The following is a 23,633-nucleotide window of genomic DNA, read 5'->3' as shown; positions in this document are numbered from 1 at the left end:
ACGGTCCCGAGCCCCATATTTCCTCCTGCAATGTCAGGGCAATGCCTTACAGTGAGTGACATAGCTTGTGAAGAGGGAAAATAGGGGTGGGGCATGTACAACGCGAGCGTGCGGCGCGCGGGAGTTTCGCTGGCTGCGGTGACCGTGCTGGTCGGTGTGACGGCCTGTCAGAACGGCTCGGACAAGGCCGAAGGCACCGAGCGGGACGCAGGTCGGCGCGCGGCGACGCGGGCGCTCACGGCGGCGTACGAGAAGACCGCGGCGGCGAAGTCCGCGAAGGTCACGATGACGATGTCGGCGCCGGCGACGATGCCGGACGGCGGTGACACGAAGATGTCCGGCGTCATGGGCTGGGATCCGTTCGTCATGGACGTGACCATGAGCGAGAAGCCCGCCGAGAAGTCGGCGGGCGGTGCCGAAAAGACGCACATGATCTGGATCGACGACACCGTCTACATGGATATGGGCGAGCGGCCCGCGGAGTTCGACGGCAAGAAGTGGGGCAAGTTCGACCTGGGGGCCGCGGTCGGGCAGACCGGGGACGCCCAGCTCATGAAGCAGATGACCGCAGGCCTGGAGGACATGAACCAGGACCCGGCCCAGCAGCTCGGGATGTTTCTCAACTCGCCGGACATCAAGCACCTGGGAACCGGCAAGATCAACGGCCAGCGCGCCGAACGCTACAAGGGCTCTCTGACGGCCGAGGAAGGCCTCAAGACCAACAAGAGCGTCAAGGCCCTCACGCCCCGGGAGCGGGAGGCGCTGCTCGCCAACATCAAGAAGGCCGGCATCAAGGGCTACGACTACGACGTCTGGGTCAACGGGGACGACTACCCGGTGAAGATGGACGTGAAGATCAAGACGCCCCAGGGAACGATCACCACCACCGCGAGCTTCTCCGACTACGGGGCCAAGGCGTCGGTGCAGGCTCCGCCGGCCGACGACACCGTCGACCTGTTCAAGATGCTCAAGGAACTCACCAACCAGAAGAAGTAGCACCGCATCGCCGACGGACGGGTGGGCGCCGCCGCGCTGATCAGCGGGGAGGTCGGCTTCGAGGGCGCGGCCGACGCGATCGACACGCCGGCGGCGCCCGACGACCATGTGAAGGTGCTGGTCCGGCCCGAGTCACGGGGCCCCGGCGTGCGCCCGCCCCGGAGCGTCCCAGGGGGCTGAACTTCCGCTTCCGTTGCCGCCGTCGTCGCACATGCCGGGCAAGCAGGTGTGTCAGCCGTTGCGCGGGGCGTAGGAGAGGGCGCGTTCGCCCAGCATGCTCTCGACGAGGTCGAGGAGATCCAGCACGGCCCCGGCGATCACGTCCGGTTCCTCGCCCGCCGCGATGCGCCGGCCGATCTCGCCGTAGACCAGGGAGTGGAACCAGCCGATCTGACTGGCCACCACGCGCGGCGTCTGGTCCTCCGGCGCGGCCCCGGTCTCCTCCGCCAAGGTGGCGGCGAGCGCGTCGGTCATCTGCCGGCCGAGGTCTTCCAGGCGGGCGGTGAGAGTGGGAGCGGCCCGCATCATGTGGAAGACGGGGCCGAAGCCCGCGGTCAGGCCCACTTTGCGGTCGCGGCGCCGCAGTTCGTCCCGGAGATGGTCGAGCACGGCCCGCGCGGCGGACGCGCCGGGCCGCCGGGCGCGCACGATGTCGGCGAGCCGTTGCGGGGATGCCTGGTCCGGCGGCAGGACGAGATCTTCCTTGGCCTCGTAATAGTTGTAGAGGGTGTTGACCGAGACTTCCGCCGCCGCCGCTACCTCGGCGATGGTGACATGGTCGAAACCCCGCTCCACGAACAGGCCGATGGCTGCTTCGGAGATGCGTTGCCGTGTCTGCCGCTTCTTGCGTTCCCGCAGCCCTTCGCTCATGGACCGAGTTTACCTTCGCTCCAATTCGGCACCTTCGCTCGATCCCGAGCCGGTTCGCGCCGGTCCGTGCCGTTCCGCGCGCTGATGCTTCGCTCCGGCGGCCCGGCCGGGGGCTTCAGGAGGTGTGCTGCTCCCGGCCGGGGAAGTGCGTGGGGAGCCACCGGGTGGAGACTCTCGCGCGGGCGGCGAGGTGGGTGACGGAGGCGTCGCGGATCTCGTCCGGCGTGATGAAGCCCGGCTCGTCGACCAGCCATGCGTCCGGGACGGGCGCAACGACCTCGCGCCGCAGCTGCGCGGTCACGCGGGGCGCGAACTCCGCGTCCGGCGCCGCCATGTAGGGGCGATGGGGACCGAACGCGTGGTGCCGGAACCAGGCCAACGCTGCAGGGAATTCTCGCGAACCTTGGTCATCGGGTGGGCCGGGACGGAGTGGAACCGGACTGCGTGCCGCACCAGGCCGCTTCGCCCCGCAGGTCCACGCCCCCGGTTCCGACCCCTCGCCGGTTCCGGAACCGGAGAGCCGTTAGCCCGCGTTCTCGTACGTCCCGAACTACCGTGAATCACCACCCGCGCCCCGCCCCGGCCACCGTCCCGCGCCGGGCGGACGGGAAGGCGGCCGGGGTCACCTCGATCTCGTTCATCGCCGCGGCGTACAGGAGGTAGCGGCGGCGTGCCTCGCCGTGGCGGCCCGTGGTGGTCAGCAGGGAGACCAGACCGAGATGGGCGTCCTCGTCGTAGGGGTCGCGCTCCAGGAGCCGCAGGCGGTAATGGGCCTCGGCGTGGCGGTCGGCGTTCTCGGCGGCGGCCGCGGCGAGTTGGGTGAGGAGCTCCAGATGGACGGCCTGCGCCTCCTCGCGCAGGCCCGCCGCCCACGGGGCGTACGGCTCGTCCTCCAGGACGTCCCCCCGGTACAGCTCCTCGGCGGCGGCCAGGGAGGCGAAGGCGCCGCTTCCGGTGCGCTGCGCGCCGCTGATCGCATGGCGGGCGGCGGCCAGGAACTCCTGTACGTCGACGCGGAGCCGGGCCAGACCGACGACATGCTTGTCGGCGGTGATGAAGTGGTCCTGCGGCATCCGGCGTCCGGGGTCGAGCACGAGCCGTACCGTCGACAGGGCGACCGACAGACGGTTGGCGCAGCGGGCCGGATCCTCGTCCGGCCACAGGGTGTCGATCAGGACCTCGCGGGACGTGGGCAGGCCGCGCCGGGCCACCAGCACCTTCAGGAGATCGCGGGCCTTCTTCGACTGCCACTCGTCGGCACCCACCGGTACACCGTCCCGGATCACCCGGAAGCCGCCCAGGACGCGGACGCTCACGCAGGGTTCCCGGTCCGCCATGACCCGGTTGAGCAGACCGGCCGCCTCGGCCGCCGCGGGCGACACGCCGAACTGCCGCAGCCAGAGCGTCGCTTCACGCAGTGCCCGGACCGGGCCCCGCTCCGGCGCGGGACGCAGCCGCGCCCGGGCCACGGCCACCCGCGCCACCGCCAGCGGACGCTGCGCGGTGACCCACAACGCCTCCGCGTCGTCGAGGAGCCGCTGCCGTGCCCGCCCGTCGGCCAGGCACATCGCCTCCAGTTCGAGGATCTCCGCGCACACCGTCCGCGAGGTCTGCGCACCCGGTTCCCCGGCCGCCTGCCGGGCCGTCTCGGCCGCCGTCTCGGGGCGGTTGTCGGCGAGAGCGATCCAGCCGCCGGCGAGCAGGGCACGGATCCGCTGCGGGCCCACGCACCCGTCGGCCGCCCGGCGCGCCAGCACGGCCGCGGTACCGGGTGCGTCGGCACATCGTGTCAGCGCCAGACCGGTCAGTGCCGAGGCCAGCAGCTGGGCGTCGCCCGAGTGTTCCGTGCACACCACCGCCTCCTGATAGGCCGCCCGCGCCGGGCCCAGATCACCGCGCTCCCGGTGCGCGTCCCCCAGGCCGACCAGCGCCGCGGCGCCCAGTGGGCCGCTCTCCAAGGACTCGCCGAGCCGCTGGTAGCCGTCGAGCGCGCCGGTGAAGTCCGCGATCGCACGGTCCAGTTCGCCGAGGGCCAGGTGCGCGGAGCCACGCCGACAGCGAGCCAGCAGCACCAGCGGCAGATCGACGCCGCCATGGTCCCCGCCCAGGGCCCGCAGCGCGGTGTCGAGCGTGTCGCAGACGTCCCGGCACGCGCCGCGCTCAAGACGTTCCGCCGCCAGGCTCGTATGGACGAAGAGACGGAGCATCGCGTCCCCCGAGGAACGTGCCGCCTCCCTGGCCCGGTCCGCGTGGTGCTCGGCGAGACTGCCGTGGCCCTCCAGCGCGGCGATCGTCGCGGCGGTGGCGTGGGTGACGGCCTGGGCGTGAGGATCGCAGCAGTGCCGTAAGGCCCGCAGGGCGAGCTGCCCGAGCGCGCGGGCCGGGCGCAGCGTGCCCCGTGCGCAGTGCGCGGCGGCGGCCCAGGCCAGGGACGTGATCTCGTCCGGGGTCCCCGCCCCGGCGAGGGCGGTCCTGCGGTGGACGTCCAGGGCGCGGGCCGGCTCACCCAGCAACTGGTAGGTCATTCCCAGCCGCTGTCCGAGCGCCGGTTCCATGGGATCGGTCCTGGACGCGGCCCGGCGCAGCAGGCCGGGCGCGGCGGTCCAGTCCTCCCCGGTACAGCCCGCCGCGCGGCCGGACTCCTCGGTCGGTGTGATCGTCATCGTGCTCCCCCCAGCTCCGGGGCGGGACCCCGGACATGACGAGTGTGCTCGGGCGCTCGGGCGCGCGGCACCCGGGCGGCCTCGCTTCGGTATGGAGGTCTGCCGCCATGGGGGAGTGGAGGCAGGCTTTCTGTACACCGTGCGGCGGGACCGGGAAACTCGTGGGATGGCAGGTGTTCACGGATGGCCGGTCCGCGTCCTCGCCCTGTGCGGCGGGCTCGGACTGCTCTACGCGGTGCCCGCCGGCGGCATCTGGATCTCCGCCGAGCGGACGCTGGCATGGAGCCTGGGCGCGGTGCTGCCCTGCTATGCGGCCGGGCTGTTCCTGTGGTGGCGCGCTCCGGCACACCCGGTGGCCCGGCAGCTGGTGGCGGCCGGCTCCTGTGCGGCGCTGGGGTTGGTCGTCCGCTTCACGCTGACGCTTTTCGTCGAGCCGTCGGACTGGAACCCGCCCACGCCGTTGGTGTGGACCGGTGTGCTGGTGGCCAGGACGATCGACGTCGTCGTGAGCGTGCTGCTGGTCCGTCTGGTGGCGCTGCTGCCGGACGGGCGTCACCGGTACGTCCACGAGCGCGTCCTGCTCGGTGCGTTGTGGCTGCTGACGCTCTATCCGCCGGCCCTGATGGTGTCGGACGTTCCCGAACAGCTGCGGTCCCGGCTGCTGGTGCAGCCGGAGGCGTGGCTGCCGGCGTTGGGCGCGGGCCTGCTGCTCGTCCGGTCCCTGCGGCCGGCGCGGGACCGCGGTGCCCGAAGCAGCCGTCTGACGCTGGTCGCGGCGGCGGCGTTCGCCGTACTGCTGGGGCGAGGCTCATCGCGGCTGTTCCGGATGTGGCAGGGAGAGACCGGAGTGGCGTACTTCATCGGTGCGGCGCTGGGGGCGCTGCCCTATCTGCTGATCTCGGTCGGCGTGGTGTACGCCGGGTTCCGGCATCTGCTGCCCGGCATGGACATCGCCCTGCGCAAACCCGTGGTGTACGGGCTGCTCTGGCTGATCATCGGCGGCTGGTATCTGGGCATGACCACCGCGTTGGGCCTGACGGCGGGGCAGTACCTGCCCATCGGTCTGGCCGTCCTGGTGGCGGTGAGCGCGACCATGCTGTTCCAGCCGGTGCGAGGGCGGCTGAACCAGCTCGCGGCGCGCCGGGTGTTCGGGGCGCGCCCCTCCAACTTCGCACTGCTCGTGCAGTGCGGAACCACGCTGGAACACGCCTACGACGTGAAACGGCTGGCACCGCAGCTGGCGACCAGCCTGCGGGAGGGACTCAACCTGCGCTGGGTACGGGTCGAGCTGGGCGCGGCCGACTCCGGGGACGGGCCCTTCGCCGTGGCGACGGCCGGCTCCCGCGCCGCGGGCGACATCGGCTCACGGGCCGGGGTGCGGCTTCGGCACGGCGAGGAGATCCTCGGGTTCATCGAGTACGGCCCCAAGGACGGCGGCTGGTTCACCCCCGAGGACCGGGACCTGGTCGAGACACTGGCCAGACAGGCGGCGCTCGCCGTGCACAACGCCCGGCTCACGGCCGAACTGTCGGCGCGGGTCGACGAGGTCCAGCGCCAGGCGAGCGAACTCAACGCCTCACGGACCCGGATAGTGCAGGCCCAGGACACCGAGCGGCGCCGCATCGAGCGGCAGCTGCACGACGGGATCCAGCAGGAACTCGTGGCGCTGGTGGCCAAGTTACGGCTCGCGCGCAATCAACTGCGCGGCGACGGCAGCGCCGTGGACACCACCCTCACCGAGATCCAGGAGGACGCCGTCCGGGTCATCGACGAGTTGCGGGAGTTCGTGCACGGCATCCACCCCCCGGTCCTGACCGACCAGGGCCTCGCCGCCGCGGTGACCTCCCGGGCCCGCCGGCTGCCGATCCCCGTCACCGTCCATGTGGAACCCACGGTGTGCGCCCGGCGCTTCGCGCCCGAGATCGAGGAGTCCGCGTTCTTCCTGGTGTCCGAGGCGCTGACCAATGTGCTCAAACACGCGGAGGCGGCCCGGGTGACCATCCGTATCTCGCACGCCGAAGCGGCCCTGCTCCTGGCCATCAGCGACGACGGAGTCGGCTTCCCCGCCGGGTCCCGGCTCGGCTCCGGGCTGACCGGGATGCGCGACCGGATCGAGGCGGTGGGCGGGGAGCTGTCCATCGAGTCCCGGCCCGGGGGCGGCACGACCGTTCATGCACGGCTCACCGAGCGGCGGAAGGAATCGACCCATGCCTGACCGGAACACCCCCGAGACGACCGCCCCCGAGCGGCTGCGCATCGTCATCGCCGAAGACCACTATCTGGTCAGGGAGGGCACCCGCCGGCTCCTTGAGGACACCGGCGAGGTCGATGTCGTCGCGGCGGTCGGCACGGCCGGGGAACTTCTCGACGCGGTCGAGCGGTTCCGGCTCGACGCGGTCATCGCGGACATCCGGATGCCTCCCGACCACCACACCGAAGGCATCACCGCCGCACACTCCATCCGGGCACGGCACCCGGACATCGGCGTGGTCGTCCTGTCGCAGCACGCCAACGAGCAGTACGCCTTCGCCCTGTTCCAACGCGGTACGGACGGCCTGGCGTATCTGCTCAAGGAGCGGATCGGCGAGCTCGATCAGCTGCTGCGCGCCCTGCGCGAGGTGTCCGCGGGGCGCTCGGTGATCGATCCGCGCATCGTGGAGGTGCTGGTCGGCAGCCACATCCGTACCACCGATTCACCGCTGGCCCAGCTCACCCGCCGCGAGCTCGACGTACTGCGACAGATGGCGCAGGGCATGAACAACCGGACCATCGCCGAGTCGCTGTCGCTGTCGGAGTCGACCATCGAGAAACACGTGAACTCGACGTTCGCCAAGCTGTGCCTGGCGGAGGAGTCCCAGCTGCACCGCCGGGTCACCGCCGTGCTCACCTATCTGCGGCACGGCCCGACCGGGCCGGCGTGAACGCGGCGCCGCGCGCCGGTCGGGCACACACCTCGCCCAGGTCCACCCGCTCACCCCGCCCGACCCGCACCTCGGTGACACCGAGGGTGCGCCCGGCGCGGTCCGAGCAGCTGAGGGAGTACGACTCCGAGGGGCCGTGGGTGGCGGGCAGCGGCGAGCGGAACGTCACCCGGCCCGTCCAGTCGTCCGGCTCCGTCTCCGTCTGGTCGTAGTTGACGACGACGGCGGTGTAGCGGCCCGGGGGAGGGTCGAAGAGGACCGCCTGTTCCGAGTTGGCCCCGCCGGTGACGGACTGAGCCACGGGACGGCCGTCCGCGTCGAGGACGTAGAGGTCCCAGTCGGTGCGGGGCGACCTCCAGGACACCGACACGGTCATCCGGCCGGCGTCGGCCTCCGGCGGACCGAGGACGGTGAACGGGACCCGGTCCGCGGCCGGATCCTGCGGGAACCCGGTGTTCTCGGGCGGCAGACCGGGCGGATTGGCGAGCTCGGCCACCGGCTGGGCCGGGCCCTGCGGGTCCCTTCCGTACCGTCCCGCGACATACGGCCGGGTGGAGGGGTTGACGGACCAGGTGAACCGACCGCCGGGGGCGACGAGGTCCGACACGAGCGTGTCGGTGACCTGGAGCGGCGGCCCGGTCGAGCCGTCGGGCCCGCGTACCGGCGAGGTCGGGGTCCGGAAGGTCTTGTGGAGCCGCAGCCGGTGGCCGCGGGGCGCCGTACCGGTCAGCGTCGCGTGCGCGGCCGGGTCAGCGGTGTGGGCGAGCAGATCGAACAGCGCCCGGCGGATTCCGCCCTTGCCCGCGCCGACCGCCGGCGCCCTGCCGGTGTACTCGGCGACGACCGCGTCCGCGTACGGGCCATGAGCCTTGGCGGGACCGATCTCCAGGGTGAAACCGAAGCCTCCGGTCGCCCAGTACGACCAGTCCTCCGTCATGCCCGTCGCCTCGTACAGCCTCCAGGCCGGTTCGCTGCGGTAGCCGGTGCGGGAGGCCAGCCGCGCGCCCAGGGCCCGGTAAGCCGGCTCGTCCAGCGGCGGACGGGTGTCGAGGGCTCCCGGCGGGCGCAGCACCAGATTGCCGTAGGTGTGCAGGGAGACGAGGTCGGTGACCTGCCGGGTGGAGACGAGACGGCGGACATTGCGGGTCTCGGGCTCGGAGAAGGGGGCGGGGCCGCGGTAGTAGTCGGCGTACCACTGCGGGGCACCGCCCACACCGCCCCAGAACCCGGCGTAGTTGCGGTTGAGGTCCACACCGCGGTCGCGGCCCGCGGGGTTGGCCCCGCACGGCCCCGAGGCGTGGGAGGGCGGGGCGTCCAGGGCGCTGCAGTTCTTGCGCTTGTTCTCGTAGTCGAAGCGGGTGAAGTCACCCCGGGGCGTGGCCTGGCGGGAGACCGCGAACCCGTCGGGGTTCACCACCGGGACGACGACGGCACGGGTCCGGTCGAGCAGGCCTCGGACCCACGGATCCGTGCGGTAGCCGCGCACCAGTTCATAGGCCCATTCCAGGGCGATCTCACCGCTGGGCCATTCGGTCGCATGGTGCAGCCCCAGGGTGAGCATCACCGGCTTGCCGTCGGCGAGGTGCCGCGCGCGGCTGCTCACCTCGACTCCGGAGACGTCCCGGCCCTCGACCGTCGGGTGCGGCAGAACGAAGGAGCGCACGAGGGACGGGTGGGCGCGGGCGAGTTCCTTGAGCTCGTACTCGTACTCGTACAGCTGGCGGTAGCCGGACCGTCCGGACGGCAGCGCCGAGCGGTGCGGAGTGCCGCCTTCCGTACGAGCGGCGGCGGGTGCCGGACCGCTCCCCGGGGGCAGCGCCAACAGGTCCACACGCAGCGACACCGTGCGTGCGGGCCCCAGCCTCCGGCAGCTCTGCACCACAAGGCGCCGGCCCCTGGCGACGGAGACCTCGGCGAGTTCGCGGCTGCGGGGCGCGGCCGAGGCCGCCAGGAGCGTGCCGCTGTCCGCGTCGAACACGGCGAGGTCCCAGTCGCCCTCCGCCCCGGGGAGGGGCGCGAGCCGGGCGCGCAGCACGCCGTCCGCGGTGGCGGTCATCGGGCGCGCGGCCACGCCCGGTGTGTGCGGGGGCAGCAGGGCGGTGTGGCACGGCCGGGGCACCGCCCGCTCGGCGGACAGCACCTGCCGCGAGGAGGCGGCCGGTGCGGGCGATGCCGGCGCGAGCACGGCGAGGAGCACGAAACCGCTCATCGCGGCCGCCGGCACGGCCCGTACCGCCCTGCCGGAAGGATGCCGTTTCCTCATGTCCCGCTCCTGTCGTGTCGCCGTGCCGGGCCCGCGCCGGTCCACGGCCGGTGCCTCCCATGAAGCACCCACCGTTCCCGCCGACGGCGGGAACGGTGGGCCGAAGGTGCCGCTGCGTCAGAAGGTGCTGCAGCACGAGCACGCGGTCGGCGGCGGCCAGGCGCCGCTCTCGGCGGTCTCTTCCTCCAGGAGCTGGAGAGCGTTCACGTCGAACTCCATGATGTTCACCCCCTCTCCGCTGTCCGGTGGTGCGGTGCCGGCACGGCCGCGGCCGTGCCGGAGTCTTCGTCGCCGTGCCCCGCGAAGGAGCGCGGCTGCCACAGGCGGGGCCCGCCGTGGGCGAGGCGCAGCAGGAAGGCGAGGACTCCCGACAGGCCGGTGTTGAAGTCGGCCCACACCTCCGTCCCGCCGTCGTCCGGCAGGACGACACGCCCGTCCCGCAGGACATGACGGACATGGATCCCTGCCGCGAGCTCTCCCGCCCACTCGCGGTAGGTGTCCGTCCCGCACGCCTCGGCGAGGTCGAGCAGGAACTCCCCGTCGCCCGCGAGACCGTGGCACTGAGCGGTGCCGACGTGCCAGCGGGAGCGGCGGACGGCGACGGCGGCCCCGTGCGCGGCCTCCCGGAAGGCGTCCTCGCGGGTTTCCTGCCACATCCGCACCAGGAAGGTCCCGACACCGGAGGAGCCGCTGCACCAGTGGGTCTTGCGGGGGCTGTTCTTCTCCCCGCTGCGCCAGTACGCGGCGCCTTCCTCCACCTCGGCCACGGCGAGCAGGGTCCGCGCGGCCTCGACCGCCAGTTCCCTGTACGCGGCGGTGCCGGTGGTCCGCGCCGCCGCGAGAAGGAACGCGCCGATTCCGGCGACACCGTGGGCGAACCCGTAGTGAGTGAGGTCGGAGGGGCTGGACAGGAGTTTCCCCGGCACCGGCCATACAACGGAGCCCTCGTTGCGGACGGCAGACCGGGCGAGATGGTCGGCCGCCTCCCGCGCCCGGTCGAGGAACCGCTCCTCTCCCGTGGCCTCCCAGAACCGCAGCTGGGTCATGCCCGCACCGGCCACTCCGTGGCAGATGTCGGGGTTGGGCCAGCGGACCGGAACCCGCACCGCCAGGTCCTTGGCATGGGCGAGCAGCGCCGCGTCGCCCAGCAGTACGGCCGCGTCCAGCAGGGCCCAGGCGGTCCCGGACCTGCCGTAGTAGAGCCCCGGAAGGGTCCGTGGCTCCCGCCCGACGCTTCGGTCGATCCACCGGGCCGCCTGTTCGACGGCCGTACGCAGCCCAGGATGCGGCCCCTCGGCGTGGGCGCGGACGAGCACGCCGAGGACACCGGCCGCGCCGTGCTGGACAGTGAACGCGTCCGTCACCGTTCCCGCCGCGCTGGTGGGCCACAGGCGCTCCGCGTGCTCCGGGTCCATGGTGACGAGGAGATGGTCGAGGCCGTCCGAAACGAGCTGCTTCAGCTCGTGATCGGCGAGGCCACGCGCCGTGGCGGGGCCGCTCGGCGTCCTCTCGCCGACCGTTGTCTCCGCCAGACGGTCCAGGACCTCGTCCACACCGGGCCGCAGCTCCGGATCCTCCTGCAGGAGGTCCAGGATCAGCGGGGCGAGCCGATGCACCGCCGCGTTGCCGGACGACAGGCGTAGCAGCCAGGCGGCGAGGCGTTCGCCGTACGGACGGGTGGCCGGTACGTCGGCAGCGAGCAGCGGGTCGACGCCCGTGACCAGGTAGAAGAGGGTGGCACCGAGGCTGTAGAGGTCAGATGCGGGGCGGGGCGCCGCACCGATGCTGGGCGCGGTGCTCTGCTCGACGCCCGCGTATCCCGGTGTGTAGATACGGATCGTGGGTTCGCCGGGCCGGGCGAGCATCTCCAGGTCGATGAGGCGCACCTCGCCGCTGCCATCGATCATCACGTTGTTGGGGTTGAAGTCCCGCAGTACCCACCCCGCCGTGTGGACGGAGCGCATGACGCCGGTCAGGCCGCGCGCCAGGCGCAGGGCGTCCGCAAGGGGGATTCCCCAGGGGCCCCCGTCGTCGAAGTCGAGGTGGTCGAGCACCCACTGACGCAGCGTCGTGCCGGGAACGGCCTGCTGCACGAGGAACATGTCGTTCTGCTGCTCGAAGACGCCGACCGGGCGCGGGGTGTAGCCGCTGTCGGCGAACAGGTCCAACATGGCGGCCTCATGACGCCGTCGGTCGCGGACGTCCTGCCCGGTCAGGGTCGCGGCGGTGTGCGGACGCGCCTGCTTGACGATGACGGGGTCGCCGGTGTTCTGGTCGGTGGCCCGGTAGACGCCGCCGGCGAACGCGTGCCGGATCACTTCATGGACCAGATAGCGGCCGTCCAGCAGGACCGGCTTGGGCGCCGGGGCCGCGGCCTTACGGGGCGCGGGGGCCTGCTCCACGGCGAAGGGATCACGGGGTGCCCAGGGCGGCGGGGAGAACCACGGTTTGCGCTGGTCGCGCACGAGTGTGCCGTCCGGCGCGATCAGCATCGCCCCGTGCATGCCGTCGTCGCCCAGGGCACGTACGCCGCTGAACACCCCGTACCGGTAGTGGACCAGGCTGCCCGGAAAACACGGACGGTCGGAGAGGATGCCCGGCCCCGGCAGCCCCTCGGTGGCCCGGTGCAGCTCCTCGGCCAGGGCGCGCAGCCCGTCGTCGTCGCACTCCGGGTAGACGGTGAGGAACTTGCCTCCGCCGCCCCGGTCGTAGCGGTGCGACACCAGCTCCCCGGCACGGCCGAGGGTGCCGGCGAACTTGAACCTGCACCGCCGGCGTACGAGCACATGCGCGGCGCGGGACAGGACCAGCGGGGCGGACAGCGGAGTCGCGGAGATGTGCAGCTTCCAGCCCTGCACCCTGGTGGGCTCGTCGACGGGGGACACATAGCACCAGAAGTCCCCCGGTCGGACGCGCCATGCACCGTCCTCGTCCTGGTGCCGGGAGAGCACCGACTCCACGACGTCGACGAGGAAGGTGTCGTCGCCCGCGCGTCGTGCGTCCTGCGGCGGCATCGGATCCATGTCACTGACCTCGGTTTCCAGGGGCCGGGGAGGGGAGATCGTGGGGTACGAAGGCGGGCCGCCGGTCGATACGGGCACGGACCGCGTCCGAGCCGAAGCGGTAGTCGATCCGCCGGGCGGCCTCCGCCCAGTCGCGCACGGTCCGTACCGGGGCGAGTGTCCGGACCACGAACGGGTCGCTCCACCGGGAGACCGCGCGCTGCCAGAGCACGGCCGCGGGCTCCGTGAGGAGATTGCCGACCGTGCCTTCGTAGACCGGCATGGCCCGCACCGCGCCGTCGGGCTCCACCTGGATCGCCTGGAAGTCGAGGCCCCGCGCGATCTGGCCCGGGTGCATCTGCAGATGCAGATTGTCGGTGACCAGGACGAGCACGGACGACGGGGCCAGGGCTGTGAGCCGCTGGCGGAGCGGCTCTCCGGAGAGTTGAGCCATCTGCGCGTCGGAGAGCAGCTCATGGTCCGCGAAGCCGGTCCGGCTGGCGAGTCCGGCCGGGATCACTGCGCCGAACGACAGGATCCGCAACGCGGGAAAGCGTGGCGCGATCCGGGTGCAGAACTCTTCGAGCTGGTCGAAGTTGCTGCGGACCACCACGCAGTCCACACCGAACTGGATGGGCCGCACGCCTTGTTCGCGGCGGGCACGCGAGGCCCGGTCGAGGAGGCCGAGCGCGTCGAGCGCCCGCTCGAAGGACCCCGCCCTGCCACGGATCCGGTCGTGCACCTCCGCGGTGGCGCCGTCCAGGCTCACGACGACGCGGTGGCACACCTCCGCGAGATCGTCCACCATGCCGGGCGTCAGTCGCCATCCGCCGGTGTACAGCACCACCTGGACACCGGCGGCCGTCAGCCGCCCCGCGATCTCGGCGATCCCGGGCACCAGGAGGGGCTCGCCACCGGCCAGGGAGACCACATCGGGCCGCAGCGCGATGATGGCATCCGCGATCCGCAGCAACTCCTGGTGATCCGGCTGCTGGGCGGGGCGCCGGCCCGACTCCGAGTAGCAGTGGGTGCAGCGCAGCGGGCACGCGTAGGTGATGTCCCAGATGACGTCCCTGGGACCGGTGGAGCCGGGCTTCGGAGTCGTCGTGGCATCGACCGGACCGTCCATGGCCTGAGTACCCCCTTCCTGAGGGACCGTGGGGCGATTTCCCCTGCCCGTCATGGTGCTCACGACTCTGTGCGTTGCCTTAGTCCGTCCTTAGGGCGCCGGCATTGCGGCCGTGACCAGGGGGTTCTCGGAGACGATCGGGCCCTGTCGGGCGGTGGACGGAAGCGAGAGGCCGTCCGCGAGGGCAGCGGCCGTGCGCGGTACGGCCTCGCGCGGGGCGTCGGGCGGCGTGGTGCAGTCAGGACCAGGATCTCGTGCACCGCCTCGGCGTCATCGGCGGTGCGTAGACCCGTCGGCGGCAGCTCGACCGGCCCCAGGACGATCGGCACCGCCGCGATCCAGGCCACCTACGGGCGCGCCAGCCCGTGGCGGTCGGCCCAGGCGTTGATCGCCGCGGCCAGCTCCTCGGGGCGGTCCTCCGGGCTGTGGTGGCCGGCAATGCCGTGGCGGGAGACCTCCAGGCCCGCGATGTGCTCCTCGCACCAGGCCACGGCCCCTCGGTCGGTCATGGCGCCCGGTCCCGGCTCGAACGCGGCGAGCAGTTTGGGGACTTCGGGGCTGGTGGCCAGCCAGGCGTCGTAGTGCTCGATACGGGCCACGACGTCGGCGGGCTCGGCGTCCAGCGGCATCATGCGCGTCCACGCCAGCACCGGGCGGCGGCTCTGGGGGGTCGGGAAGGGGCGGCGGTAGACCTCCAGGTCGGCAGCGGCGAGCGGGGTGGCGAGCGTGTCCGGGAGTCCCTCGATGAACAGCGACTTCTCCAGGATCATCTCCTCGCCCACACCGGGGGTGCGCAGCAGGGTGAACAACTCCCGGCCCGCCTCGGGGAATTCGTCGCCGTGGAGCGGCTTGATGATCGTCTCGGTGAAGGCGAGGCCGTGGACGCGGCCCGGGAGGCGGGCGGCCCGGTCGAAGGCGAGGGCGCCGCCCCAGTCGTGGCCGACGAGGACGGCCTCGTCGAGGCCGAGGGCGTCGAACCAGGCGTCGAGGTAGCGGGCGTGGTCGTCGAAGGAATAGGCGAGGTCGGGCTTGCCGGAGTCGCCCATGCCGATCAGGTCGGGGGCAAGCAGGCGGCGGCCGGGCGCGGCCACGCCCGGCAGGACATTCCGCCACAGGTGGGAGGAGGTGGGGTTGCCGTGCAGGAAGACGAACGGCAGCCCGTCGGGGTCGCCGGACTCGCGGTGATGGATGGTGGAGTCGAGGACCGGGGTGGTGGGCATCGCGGTGTCACATCGCTTTCGCTACGGGAGTTCAGAGGTTGAGGCTCAGGACGCGGTCGACAGTGATCTCGAGGACGGCCAGGTCCGGCGGGGCGGGCGGAGCCGCGTGGTACCGGGCGGTATAGCGGCGGACGGCCTCGGCCAGGCGCTCGGGGTCGTCGCTGACCACGGCCGGACCTTCGAGGGTGATCCAGCGGAAGCCGTCCGCCTGGCAGAGCGCGGCCCGGGCCGCCGGACCCCCGGACGCCACGTTCCGGGCCTTGCGGGCCCCGGCCCGGGTGGTCACCCGGGCCACGCCCGAGGCCGGGTCGAAGCTGAAGCGGACGGGGGTGACATGCGGGGTGCCGTCGGGGCGGAGGGTGGTGAGGGTGGCCGTGTGGGGGCGGGCGAGGAACGCCCGTGCGGCGGCCGCGGGTTCGGCGCGCTCCCGGCTCACCTCTTCTTCACGCCCTCGTTCCAGATCAGCTTGGCGATGTTCGGCTTCACGGCCGTGGTGATGATGCCGATGGCCGTACGGACGTAGCGCCGCTCCGCCATCTCGTGCAGCATGCCGGCGGCGAGGTCGGCACGGGCGGTGAAGACGCCGTCGGCGCTGTTCTCGGCGGTGTGGTAGGTCGTGACGACGGGGTGTTCGAAGAGGCCCGAGGGCCGGACGAGGGTCCAGTCGAGGTCCGTCCGACGGATCACGGCCTCCATGCGGCGCATGTCCTCGTGGAGGGTGCGGCCGAGGCGTCGGTTCACCAGCGGGTCGAGTACATGGTTGAAGAAGTGGGCGCCGGTGGGGCGCCAGTTCGGGTCGGCGATGCTGGAGCTGACGGCGAGCAGCCGCTTGATGCCGTGGCGGGCCATGGCCCCGGTGATGGCCGTGGCGCTCGCCGAGTAGGTGGTAATGGTCTCCTTGCTGAAGCGCGCGCCCAGCGCGGACAGGACGGCGTCCGTGCCGCCGATCGCGGCGTCGACGGCCGCCGGGTCGGTGGCATCGGCGACGGCCACGGTGAGGCCGGGCCGCGCGGGGACGGAGCCGGAGCGGCGGGTCACGGCGACGACCTCGTGGCCGGCGGCGAGGGCCTGGTCGGTGAGTTGGCGGCCGGTCGGACCGTTGGCGCCGAAGATGGCGATACGCATGGCGTCGGGTCATCCCTTCGTGTGGTTACCGGAACGCCCTTGACTGTGCCGATCGCGAAACGCAGGCTCACCACTGATGAATAACGCTGCCCCCGCACCCGTCCGCCCCCGAGGGCGCCCCCGCGGCAACCCGCCGACTCGCGAGTCGATCATCTCCGCGGCCCGTGCGCTGTTCCTGGAGCACGGCTACCGGCGCACCACCCTGCGCGCGGTGGCCGGGGCCGCCGGGATCGACCCGGCGCTGATCGCGTACCACTTCGGCTCGAAGAAGGGCCTGTTCGCGGACGTGATGCAGTTCCAGTGCGCCAACGCGCTGACAGTGGACGACGTCCTCAGCGGAGACCCGGCCACCCTCCCCGACCGCCTGATCGACGCGGTGACGGACCTGTGGGAGGACGCGGACTTCCGACAGCTGACCACCCGGGGCGAGGCGGCCGCCGAGGCGATCCGCGAATACCTGGAACGCGAGCTGCTGACCCGGCTTGTTGAATTTCTCGGCGGCCGGGACGCGACCGCCCGCGCCACAGCCGTGGTGACGATCCTCGGCGGCCTCATCTACACCCGCTACCTCAACCCCCTCCCCACCCCCGCCGCCCTCACCCCGTCCGAGACCCGCCGCGTGCTCACGCCGGCGCTACGCGCGGCACTGGCCCCGAGGCGGCGCACCGCGGCACCCACCGGAGCAGGCCGTCGTGGCGCACCGACCTCCGGCGGAGGCGCCGTCCGGCCTTGACCACCTCAGCGCCTCCGGTGCGCATACCCCTGTAGGTGGTGACGCAAGGAGCTTTTCGGGATGCCGGTCCCGGCGCTGCGCTTTCCGTAGCTGCTGCCCTGATCGCGGCCCGTCAGCGCTCTTACGGAAGCCGATGTGCTGCGACGGGCGCTGGACGCGCTGTGTCGCAAGCCGGACGGCAAGGCGGCCGCGGCCGGGACGGCACGGCGCAACAAGGCCGGCCCTGCTGTCAGCGAGCCCAGCGAACGGCGCCTGACGGGCAAGGCCCAGGTCAGGCGCCTTGTCTCCTTCCTCAGGGCCGCCCCTGACACCAGATGCAGGCAGGCAGTCTCAGGCGACGGCTGGAGGATCACGCGCGTCGGGACGAAACCGCCCGAGAATCTCCGAGTCAGGATGCTGGGGCTTGTCCCGTGGATCAGGCCGACAGTGCCATGTGCAGGTTTCACGGCTACACGGCCACAGTCTGCTCGCGGCTGCCTTCGGGCACGAGCGCGAAGGCAGCCCCCAGCACCACGCCGGTCAGCAGGCCGATGTCATGGTTGTTCTCCATCACGCACAGCACCGCACCGGCGGCCGGCACGAGCACGGACAGCAGCCGCAGCGGCCGTTGCCGACCGCTCAGCGCGTAAGACGTCGCGAGAGCGCCGACCAGACCATGGATCCCTACCGAGTCACCCCCGCCGTGCACACTCCAGCCCCCCGTGCTCACCACGTGCGCCGCCACGCCGGACACGAGGAAGACCACCTTGGAAAATCGACCAGCGTTGCCCCTCGCCTCACTTGATCCGGTCATCAACGGCTCGGGACGATTGGCATGCGTGATGCTGACGGCGATCCGATGTTGCCTGGTCGATCAGGTACGAGGGTGCGCCCCGGCTCTTCTCAAAGCTGTTCGGTGCTCGTTCGCTGCTCGTTCGGGGCAGCCCTACGCCTCCGCGGGGGTGGTCGGTCGTGCCGCGTATCGGTGGCGCATGGCGTCGCTGGCTGCGGGACCTGCGGTGAAGACGTAGGTGTCGCTGTCGTCGAGTCGGCGGCCGGTCTTGGCGTCAACGACGACGGGCTCGACTTCCTCGCCGCTGTGCGCGTCGATGAGGATCATGCTGCGTTCGGCCGGTGTGAGGCGGGAGTTGCCCCACGCGGCCAGGGCGACGACCACCGGTCGGAGGGAGCGCCCGAGTTCGGTGAGGACGTACTCGTGGCGTACGGGGTTGGTCTGGTAGGGCCGGCGCTCCAGTAGTCCGTCGGCGACGAGGGTTTTCAGCCGGGTGGTGAGCATGCTGGAGGAGATGCCCAGGCTCTCCTGGAACTGGTCGAAGCGCGTGTAGCCGTCGAAAGCGTCGTGGAGGATCAGCAGCGTCCACCATTCGCCTACGTGTTCCACCGTCGTGGACAGCGGGCACTCCCGATCCTCCAGCCTGATCCGGCTTGCCATGGCGACCATCCCCTCAGTTACTGCTAAAGTCGAAGTTAGTAGCTTCTACTTTAGCAGTAATGGCGGGAGCGGTGCCTTCTGCGCCCGCACCCGGGAACGGAGCACACCGTGACCACACCCCTCAGTGAATCCCTCGAAGGCCGACGCGCTCTGGTCACCGGCGGCACCAAGGGCACCGGAGCCGCCATCGCCCGACGCCTCGCCCAAGCCGGCGCAACCGTGCTGGTCACGGCCCGCAGCCGTCCCGAAGACATCGAGGAGAAGGCGTTCATCACCGCCGACCTGTCCGGCGCCCAGGGCGCCTCTCACGTTGCCGCCGAGGTGGACGCCCGTGTGGGAGGCGTCGACATCCTGGTCAACAACCTCGGCGGGTCCGAGTCGCCGGCCGGAGGGTTCGCCGCGCTCGGCGAGGACGACTGGGCCAGGGAGCTGAACACGAACCTGCTGGCCGCCGTCCGCCTGGACCGCGCACTCCTGCCGCACATGATCGCCACAGGGAAGGGCGTGATCGTGCACGTCACCTCGATCCAGCGCCGCATGCCGCTGTGGAACGGAACCCTGGCCTACGCAGCCGCCAAGGCCGCCCTGACCACCTACAGCAAGGGCCTGGCCAACGAGGTCGCCCCGCACGGCGTCCGCGTCAACACCGTCTCTCCCGGCTTCGTGCAGACCTCGGCCGCCGACAACCTCATCACCCGGATCGCACACGACGCGGACATCACGCAGGAAGCGGCGCTGGGCCGGCTCATGGACTCCCTGGGCGGCATCCCGCTGGGCCGCCCCAACCGGCCCGAGGAAGTCGCCGAGCTCGTCGCCTTCCTCGTCTCCGACCGCGCCTCGGCCATCGTCGGCGCCGAACACGTCATCGACGGCGGCACCACCCCCACCGTCTGAACCCGCCACCACTCCAAGGAGCGTCATGCACGACAACCAGGCCCGAACCAGCACCCCGGACACCCTGCCCGAGGTGATCACCCGCTACCTGACAGCGCACCGCGCCCACGACACCGCCACCGCAATCGCGGCGTTCGCCCGCGAAGCCACAGTGATCGACGACGGCAACACCTACGAGGGCACCGAGGCGATCAGGGAGTGGCTCGACCGATCGGCCACCGAATTCACCTACACCGTCCACCTCACCGGCGCCCAGCAGACCGACGCGACCCGCTACATCGCCACCCACCACCTCGAAGGCAACTTCCCCGGCGGGACCATCGATCTGCGCTACCAGTTCACCCTCCGCGACGGCCTCATCGAACGCCTCGTCATCGAACCCTGAGTCCCTGCCGGCGCCACCCGTTGCCGCCTCAGGCGAGAAGCCCCGCTCGCCCCGCAATCCCGGTGACGCACCTCCCTGCCAGGTCAGGCCGCCACTCGCAGGGGCCGTCCGTGTAGGACGCGGTCCAAGCGCTGCGCCCAGCAGGCCCCGCAGGGAGGAGCAACGACGGACGGCGACTCATCGCAGCGGGATAAGACTCTCCCTACTTCATCGAGATCGTTGGGAACGTCCGCTCACAGAGTCACACCTCGGCGAGGCCGAGTTGACGCAGCATGCCGAGTTCGTCGCTGCTGCCCCAGCGTTCGACGAGCTTGCCGTCGCTGTCGAAGCGGCTGATCTGCATGCCTCGGTAGCTCACCTTCTTGCCGGTCCCTGGTTGCCCCATCAGCGGTCCCAGATGTGTCCCGGTGATGGTGTAGGCGAAGGCCAACTCGTCGTCAGTAGCCACCAGATGCTCCACCTCGACGTGCAAGTCGGGAAAGGCTGCTCGCAACTCGCCGAACATGGCCTTATATCCTTCGGGTCCCGACACCTGTCCTGGGGAAGGATCATGGTCGATCGAGTCGGGTGCGACGATCCCGTCGAGGGCGTCGAGGTTGCCGGTGATGACCGCCTCTCCGAAGGCAGTCTGCGCGGCGATGTTTGTCTGCTGGGACATAGGCACTCCTCGGGCGCGTGTCACCACTGGCCTGTCCGCCGGCCGCGAAGCCCACACACCTACGCCGTATTGCGACCGTAACACCGGCCACACGCCCCCGGCCTCCGGAGCACCTGCTCTCATCGGGGGCCATGGTCTGGATACAGCAGAAATCGGCGCACGGCCCGGCACGCTCGCCCCGACCACGTGGTGTCGCCGCCGGGCCACGCTCGGATCGACCGAGCAGGGCGCGGCACCCGGATCCACCGCCGCCGGCCTCTTGCGCAGTCGCGCAGGCTTGGGCCGATGGCCTGACGTTCCCGTGACCGGCGAGGTGACGGGAACCGGACCGGGTAGGGGAATTCGTGCGTTCACCGTCGATGCAACTCGACTACCGGGCGGCCGCGATTTCACGGGAAGTATGGAGATGATCAGCAGACGAACCTTCGGAAAGGTCGTCGGTACGGGAGCGGTTGCGGCCTCGACGGCCGGCCTTTCCGTGGCATGCTCGACTGCCACGTCCGGCGAAAACAATCATTTTTCGCAGAGGGGCGAGCAGGTAAAGGAAAACTCGAGGTTCGACTCATTGAAGCAGGTCAAGGCCGGCGTCCTAAATGTGGGATACGCCGAATTGGGCCCGGCCCATGGCCCGGTCGTCGTCCTCCTGCACGGCTGGCCTTACGATATTCACAGCTACGTCGCTGTCGCGCCGTTGCTGGCGGAAAAGGGATACCGGGTCATCGTTCCGTATCTGCGGGGCCATGGCACGACGCGCTTCCTTTCGAGCGGGACGTTCCGGAACGCGCAGCAGTCGGTATTTGCTCTCGATATCATCGCTTTGATGGATGCGCTGCGGATCGACAAGGCGATCCTCGCAGGTTACGACTGGGGATCGCGGACGGCGGACATCATTGCCGCGCTCTGGCCGGAGCGGGTCAAGGGCTTGGTCTCCGTGAGCGGCTATCTGATCACGAACCGGGAAGCCAACAAGAAGCCGTTGCCGCCGAAGCTCGAGTGGGTGTGGTGGTATCAATTCTACTTCGCCACGGAGAGAGGTCGGCTCGGCCTCGAACAGAACCGGCATGATCTGGCGAAGCAGATCTGGAAGTTCAACTCCCCGACCTGGGATTTCGATGACGCCACGTTCGATCGCACCGCGGCATCGTTCCGCAATCCGGATTACGTCAGCATCGTGATCGACAACTATCGCTGGCGGCTGAGCCTGGCCAAGGGCGACCCCCGTTACGACGACCTCGAAAAGCGGCTCGCCGCAAGTCCCGTCATCACCGTGCCCACGATCACCCTCGACGGCGAGGCCGATCCCTTCACGCCTGCGGGCGGCGGATCTTCCTATCGCGATAAGTTCACCGGTCACTATGCGCACCGAACCCTGAAGGGTATCGGTCACAATCTGCCCCAGGAAGCGCCCCGCGACTTCGCGCAGGCCGTCGTGGACGTTGACCATTTCCCCGCAGCCGGGCAGACGCCATCTTAGACCGCGTCCTACATGGTCAGTTCGAGGAGTCGCTTGTAGTAGCAGAGTGCGGCTGCCAGTCCGAGAAAGGCCGGTAGTTGCCTGGTTCCCGCTCATAGCGGTGATGGAGTCGGCGATAGCCGGTCAGCCAGGACATGGTCCGTTGGATGACCCACCTTCGACGGCCGAGTCGTTCGCTGGAGTCGATGCCCTTGCGGGCGATGCGGACGCCGATGCGCTTGCCCCACCACCATTTCCGCAGGTGAGGAACGTCGTACGCCTTGTCTGCCTGGAGGCGCCCGGGCTTGGAATCGGTCGCGTGGGACTCGTGTCCCATGCGGAAATGGGACGGCATGGGCTTCAGCGCGAGGCTGTCGTGGGTGTTGGCCGCGGACAGTCCGACGTGTGAAGGCAGTCCGAACGCGTCGGACAGGACATACATCTTGGAACCGGGCTTACCCCGGTCCACCGGGCTCGGACCTGCAGGTTCGCCCCTTTTGGGGCGCGGACGTGGGCGGAGTCGAGGACCGCGCGGGAGAGGTCGACGAGGTCGCGTTCATCCGGAACGATCCATCCCCAACGCCCACTCCCCATGCCCAGCACAACAGCCAACTGACCATGTAGGACGCGGTCTTAGCCGGTGGCCGGACCGTACGGTGGTGGGAATTCTGTCGGGAGCCAATGGGTGGAGTTGCGGGCGCGGGTCGTGAGGTGGGTGGCGTCGGCTGCGGTGTGCCAGCGATGGTGGAGGACGAGGGCGGCGCCGTGGTCGATGAGCCATAGACGGGGGCGCTGGTGGCCGGAGGACGGCCAGGTCATGAGGTTGGGGCTGTGGGTCGTGCGGTCGACGTTCGTGGTGAACGCGTCCAGCCAGATGACCCTGGCCGCCTCCGCCGCATCGACTTCGACGGCGTCCGCGGCGAGGGCGAGGGGGGCGAAGTCGGCCGCTCCCGGTAGGTAGTCCATGCCGAGGTTGAGCCCTGCGCTGGCGTGCAACAGGTCCTGTCGTGACGTGCCGTCCGAGTGCTGCCGTCAGTTGTTGGCGTACTGGCCAAGGCGCTTGGCAGAGTACGCGCGAACGCGCTCGGTGCGTGCCGGCCGGGCTGCCCGAGGATCTCTGCAGCGAGGTACGAGAGCATGTCCATGCTTGTGGGCGGGACTTCTCGGAGGGGGTATCGCGGTGGCTGGCGACGTCTGGGCATCGGTCTTGTCGCTCATTGGTGTTGCGCTCGGAGGCGGGCTGACGGCGCTTGCCCAGCGTGCCACTCAGCGGTCCGCGGAGCGGGCCGAGGAACGCCGCCAGGTTGTGGCGAAAGCGGAGAGCCGCCGGGCGGAGCAGCTTCAGGCGCTCAAGGATTTCATCGCTAGTGCGGCGGAGGCAGAGCGGGCTGCCTATCGCCGTCCTGAGCCGTGGGGTGACGACGAGGACGGCTGGATGACGCAGACGCAGTCCGTCATGACCGCGCTGTGGACCACATCCGGGAACGTGATGCTGCTGTGCGACGAGACACTGCACGAGCCCGTCCGCGTCTACGGTCATGCGCTCAATCAAGCGGTCTGGCGTGACATAGGCGATACCGAGGTGAACGAGCACCTCGAGACGGGGAAGGCCGCTTTCATGGCCGCAGCGCGGAACAGCCTGGCCCCCTCCTGAAGGCAACATTCGGCGGAGCCAGGCAACCGAGACTCGGGGAGCACGTACTGGGACTGCGCACGTTCGGCTGTACTTGCCTGGGCACTCAGTCGTACGCCGACAGCAGTGCCAGGCGGCCACAATGACCACGTGGCTCCGCCCGTCGAGGTGGAGGCGGCCGTCGCGGACGTCGGTGTGCACCTGGGAGACGACCTCGGCGAGTGGCAGCACCTGCTGGCCGAGGGCAGGTGCCGTC

Annotated in this window: 22 protein-coding genes and 2 pseudogenes; 9 read left to right on the top strand and 15 right to left on the bottom strand. The window is 70.8% G+C overall.

Going from position 1 to position 23,633, the window contains the following annotated elements; genetic code table 11:
- Positions 1-93: 93 nt before the first annotated feature.
- Both ACIGWZ_RS16470 and ACIGWZ_RS16465 read left to right on the top strand, forming a co-directional pair.
- Entirely contained in the window at positions 94-996 is a 903-nt protein-coding gene (locus ACIGWZ_RS16470; protein ID WP_400065036.1) for a hypothetical protein, read from the top strand.
- Between the two features lie 21 nt (positions 997-1,017).
- On the top strand, positions 1,018-1,176 hold the full coding sequence (locus ACIGWZ_RS16465) for a hypothetical protein (protein ID WP_400065034.1): 159 nt from the start codon (positions 1,018-1,020) through the stop codon (positions 1,174-1,176).
- Positions 1,177-1,227: 51 nt separating this feature from the next.
- Here ACIGWZ_RS16465 and ACIGWZ_RS16460 read toward each other — a convergent pair whose 3' ends face one another.
- The 3 genes from ACIGWZ_RS16460 to ACIGWZ_RS16450 all read right to left on the bottom strand — a co-directional run bounded on the left by ACIGWZ_RS16460 (position 1,228) and on the right by ACIGWZ_RS16450 (position 4,529).
- Entirely contained in the window at positions 1,228-1,866 is a 639-nt protein-coding gene (locus ACIGWZ_RS16460) for a TetR/AcrR family transcriptional regulator (RefSeq protein WP_400065031.1), read from the bottom strand.
- A gap of 115 nt (positions 1,867-1,981) precedes the next feature.
- Positions 1,982-2,200 (bottom strand): hypothetical protein, encoded by a 219-nt coding sequence (locus ACIGWZ_RS16455; protein ID WP_400065029.1) that lies wholly within the window; start codon positions 2,198-2,200, stop codon positions 1,982-1,984.
- A gap of 226 nt (positions 2,201-2,426) precedes the next feature.
- Positions 2,427-4,529: a BTAD domain-containing putative transcriptional regulator gene (locus ACIGWZ_RS16450; protein WP_400065027.1), complete on the bottom strand. Its 2,103-nt coding sequence runs from the start codon at positions 4,527-4,529 to the stop codon at positions 2,427-2,429.
- 166 nt (positions 4,530-4,695) lie between these two features.
- Between ACIGWZ_RS16450 and ACIGWZ_RS16445 the strand changes: the two genes are divergently transcribed.
- Positions 4,696-6,744, top strand: a complete 2,049-nt coding sequence (locus ACIGWZ_RS16445; protein WP_400065025.1) for a histidine kinase — start codon at positions 4,696-4,698, stop codon at positions 6,742-6,744.
- A complete protein-coding gene (locus ACIGWZ_RS16440; RefSeq protein WP_128504286.1) occupies positions 6,737-7,450 on the top strand; it encodes a response regulator transcription factor in 714 nt (237 codons plus the stop codon). Before ACIGWZ_RS16445 ends, ACIGWZ_RS16440 begins: the two co-directional genes overlap by 8 nt.
- Here the strand turns inward: ACIGWZ_RS16440 and ACIGWZ_RS16435 are convergent.
- The 7 genes from ACIGWZ_RS16435 to ACIGWZ_RS16405 form a co-directional block, all read right to left on the bottom strand.
- Positions 7,413-9,713: a M14 family zinc carboxypeptidase gene (locus ACIGWZ_RS16435; RefSeq protein WP_400065023.1), complete on the bottom strand. Its 2,301-nt coding sequence runs from the start codon at positions 9,711-9,713 to the stop codon at positions 7,413-7,415. The genes ACIGWZ_RS16440 and ACIGWZ_RS16435 overlap by 38 nt on opposite strands.
- Before the next feature lie 117 nt (positions 9,714-9,830).
- Positions 9,831-9,932, bottom strand: coding sequence for an ALQxL family class IV lanthipeptide (locus tag ACIGWZ_RS16430; RefSeq protein WP_220377855.1), 102 nt, complete (start codon positions 9,930-9,932; stop codon positions 9,831-9,833).
- 5 nt (positions 9,933-9,937) lie between these two features.
- Positions 9,938-12,736, bottom strand: a complete 2,799-nt coding sequence (lanL, locus tag ACIGWZ_RS16425; protein WP_400065021.1) for a class IV lanthionine synthetase LanL — start codon at positions 12,734-12,736, stop codon at positions 9,938-9,940.
- Between the two features lies 1 nt (position 12,737).
- Complete coding sequence (locus ACIGWZ_RS16420) at positions 12,738-13,844, bottom strand: radical SAM protein (RefSeq protein ID WP_400065019.1); 1,107 nt, start codon at positions 13,842-13,844, stop codon at positions 12,738-12,740.
- A gap of 347 nt (positions 13,845-14,191) precedes the next feature.
- Positions 14,192-15,064, bottom strand: coding sequence for a haloalkane dehalogenase (locus ACIGWZ_RS16415; RefSeq protein WP_400065017.1), 873 nt, complete (start codon positions 15,062-15,064; stop codon positions 14,192-14,194).
- Between the two features lie 31 nt (positions 15,065-15,095).
- Positions 15,096-15,500, bottom strand: a complete 405-nt coding sequence (locus tag ACIGWZ_RS16410) for a pyridoxamine 5'-phosphate oxidase family protein (RefSeq protein WP_400065015.1) — start codon at positions 15,498-15,500, stop codon at positions 15,096-15,098.
- Positions 15,497-16,189, bottom strand: a complete 693-nt coding sequence (locus ACIGWZ_RS16405; RefSeq protein WP_400065013.1) for an NAD(P)-dependent oxidoreductase — start codon at positions 16,187-16,189, stop codon at positions 15,497-15,499. Before ACIGWZ_RS16405 ends, ACIGWZ_RS16410 begins: the two co-directional genes overlap by 4 nt.
- Positions 16,190-16,265: 76 nt before the next feature.
- On the opposite strand from ACIGWZ_RS16405, the gene ACIGWZ_RS16400 reads away from it, so the two are divergent.
- Complete coding sequence (locus ACIGWZ_RS16400) at positions 16,266-16,922, top strand: TetR/AcrR family transcriptional regulator (RefSeq protein WP_400065011.1); 657 nt, start codon at positions 16,266-16,268, stop codon at positions 16,920-16,922.
- 448 nt (positions 16,923-17,370) lie between these two features.
- Here the strand turns inward: ACIGWZ_RS16400 and ACIGWZ_RS16395 are convergent, their stop codons facing one another.
- The gene (locus tag ACIGWZ_RS16395) at positions 17,371-17,667 is read right to left on the bottom strand and encodes a hypothetical protein (protein WP_400065009.1); all 297 of its coding nucleotides are present in this window, start codon (positions 17,665-17,667) and stop codon (positions 17,371-17,373) included.
- Between the two features lie 180 nt (positions 17,668-17,847).
- Entirely contained in the window at positions 17,848-18,354 is a 507-nt protein-coding gene (locus ACIGWZ_RS16390; RefSeq protein WP_400065006.1) for a winged helix-turn-helix transcriptional regulator, read from the bottom strand.
- Between the two features lie 108 nt (positions 18,355-18,462).
- Between ACIGWZ_RS16390 and ACIGWZ_RS16385 the strand changes: the two genes are divergently transcribed.
- Both ACIGWZ_RS16385 and ACIGWZ_RS16380 read left to right on the top strand, forming a co-directional pair.
- Entirely contained in the window at positions 18,463-19,248 is a 786-nt protein-coding gene (locus tag ACIGWZ_RS16385; protein WP_400065004.1) for an SDR family oxidoreductase, read from the top strand.
- Between the two features lie 25 nt (positions 19,249-19,273).
- The gene (locus ACIGWZ_RS16380; protein WP_400065002.1) at positions 19,274-19,633 is read left to right on the top strand and encodes a nuclear transport factor 2 family protein; all 360 of its coding nucleotides are present in this window, start codon (positions 19,274-19,276) and stop codon (positions 19,631-19,633) included.
- A gap of 241 nt (positions 19,634-19,874) precedes the next feature.
- Here ACIGWZ_RS16380 and ACIGWZ_RS16375 read toward each other — a convergent pair whose 3' ends face one another.
- On the bottom strand, positions 19,875-20,291 hold the full coding sequence (locus tag ACIGWZ_RS16375; protein ID WP_400065001.1) for an ester cyclase: 417 nt from the start codon (positions 20,289-20,291) through the stop codon (positions 19,875-19,877).
- Between the two features lie 406 nt (positions 20,292-20,697).
- Between ACIGWZ_RS16375 and ACIGWZ_RS16370 the strand changes: the two genes are divergently transcribed.
- Complete coding sequence (locus ACIGWZ_RS16370) at positions 20,698-21,765, top strand: alpha/beta fold hydrolase (RefSeq protein ID WP_400065409.1); 1,068 nt, start codon at positions 20,698-20,700, stop codon at positions 21,763-21,765.
- A gap of 8 nt (positions 21,766-21,773) precedes the next feature.
- Here ACIGWZ_RS16370 and ACIGWZ_RS16365 read toward each other — a convergent pair.
- Positions 21,774-22,305 (bottom strand): annotated as a pseudogene (locus ACIGWZ_RS16365) (transposase); the annotation flags it as partial.
- Between the two features lie 156 nt (positions 22,306-22,461).
- A pseudogene (locus ACIGWZ_RS16360) lies at positions 22,462-22,749 on the bottom strand (hypothetical protein); the annotation flags it as partial.
- A gap of 175 nt (positions 22,750-22,924) precedes the next feature.
- Between ACIGWZ_RS16360 and ACIGWZ_RS16355 the strand changes: the two are divergent.
- Positions 22,925-23,398 carry a hypothetical protein gene (locus ACIGWZ_RS16355; RefSeq protein ID WP_400064999.1) on the top strand — a complete coding sequence of 158 codons (474 nt, stop codon included), beginning with the start codon at positions 22,925-22,927 and terminating at the stop codon, positions 23,396-23,398.
- The last annotated feature ends 235 nt before the right edge of the window (positions 23,399-23,633 follow it).

Source organism: Streptomyces sp. NPDC053427 (genome assembly GCF_044544985.1).
GTDB lineage: Bacteria > Actinomycetota > Actinomycetes > Streptomycetales > Streptomycetaceae > Streptomyces.
The sequence above is the reverse complement of the archived record's forward strand: the minus strand, read 5'-3'. Positions and strand labels throughout refer to the sequence as shown.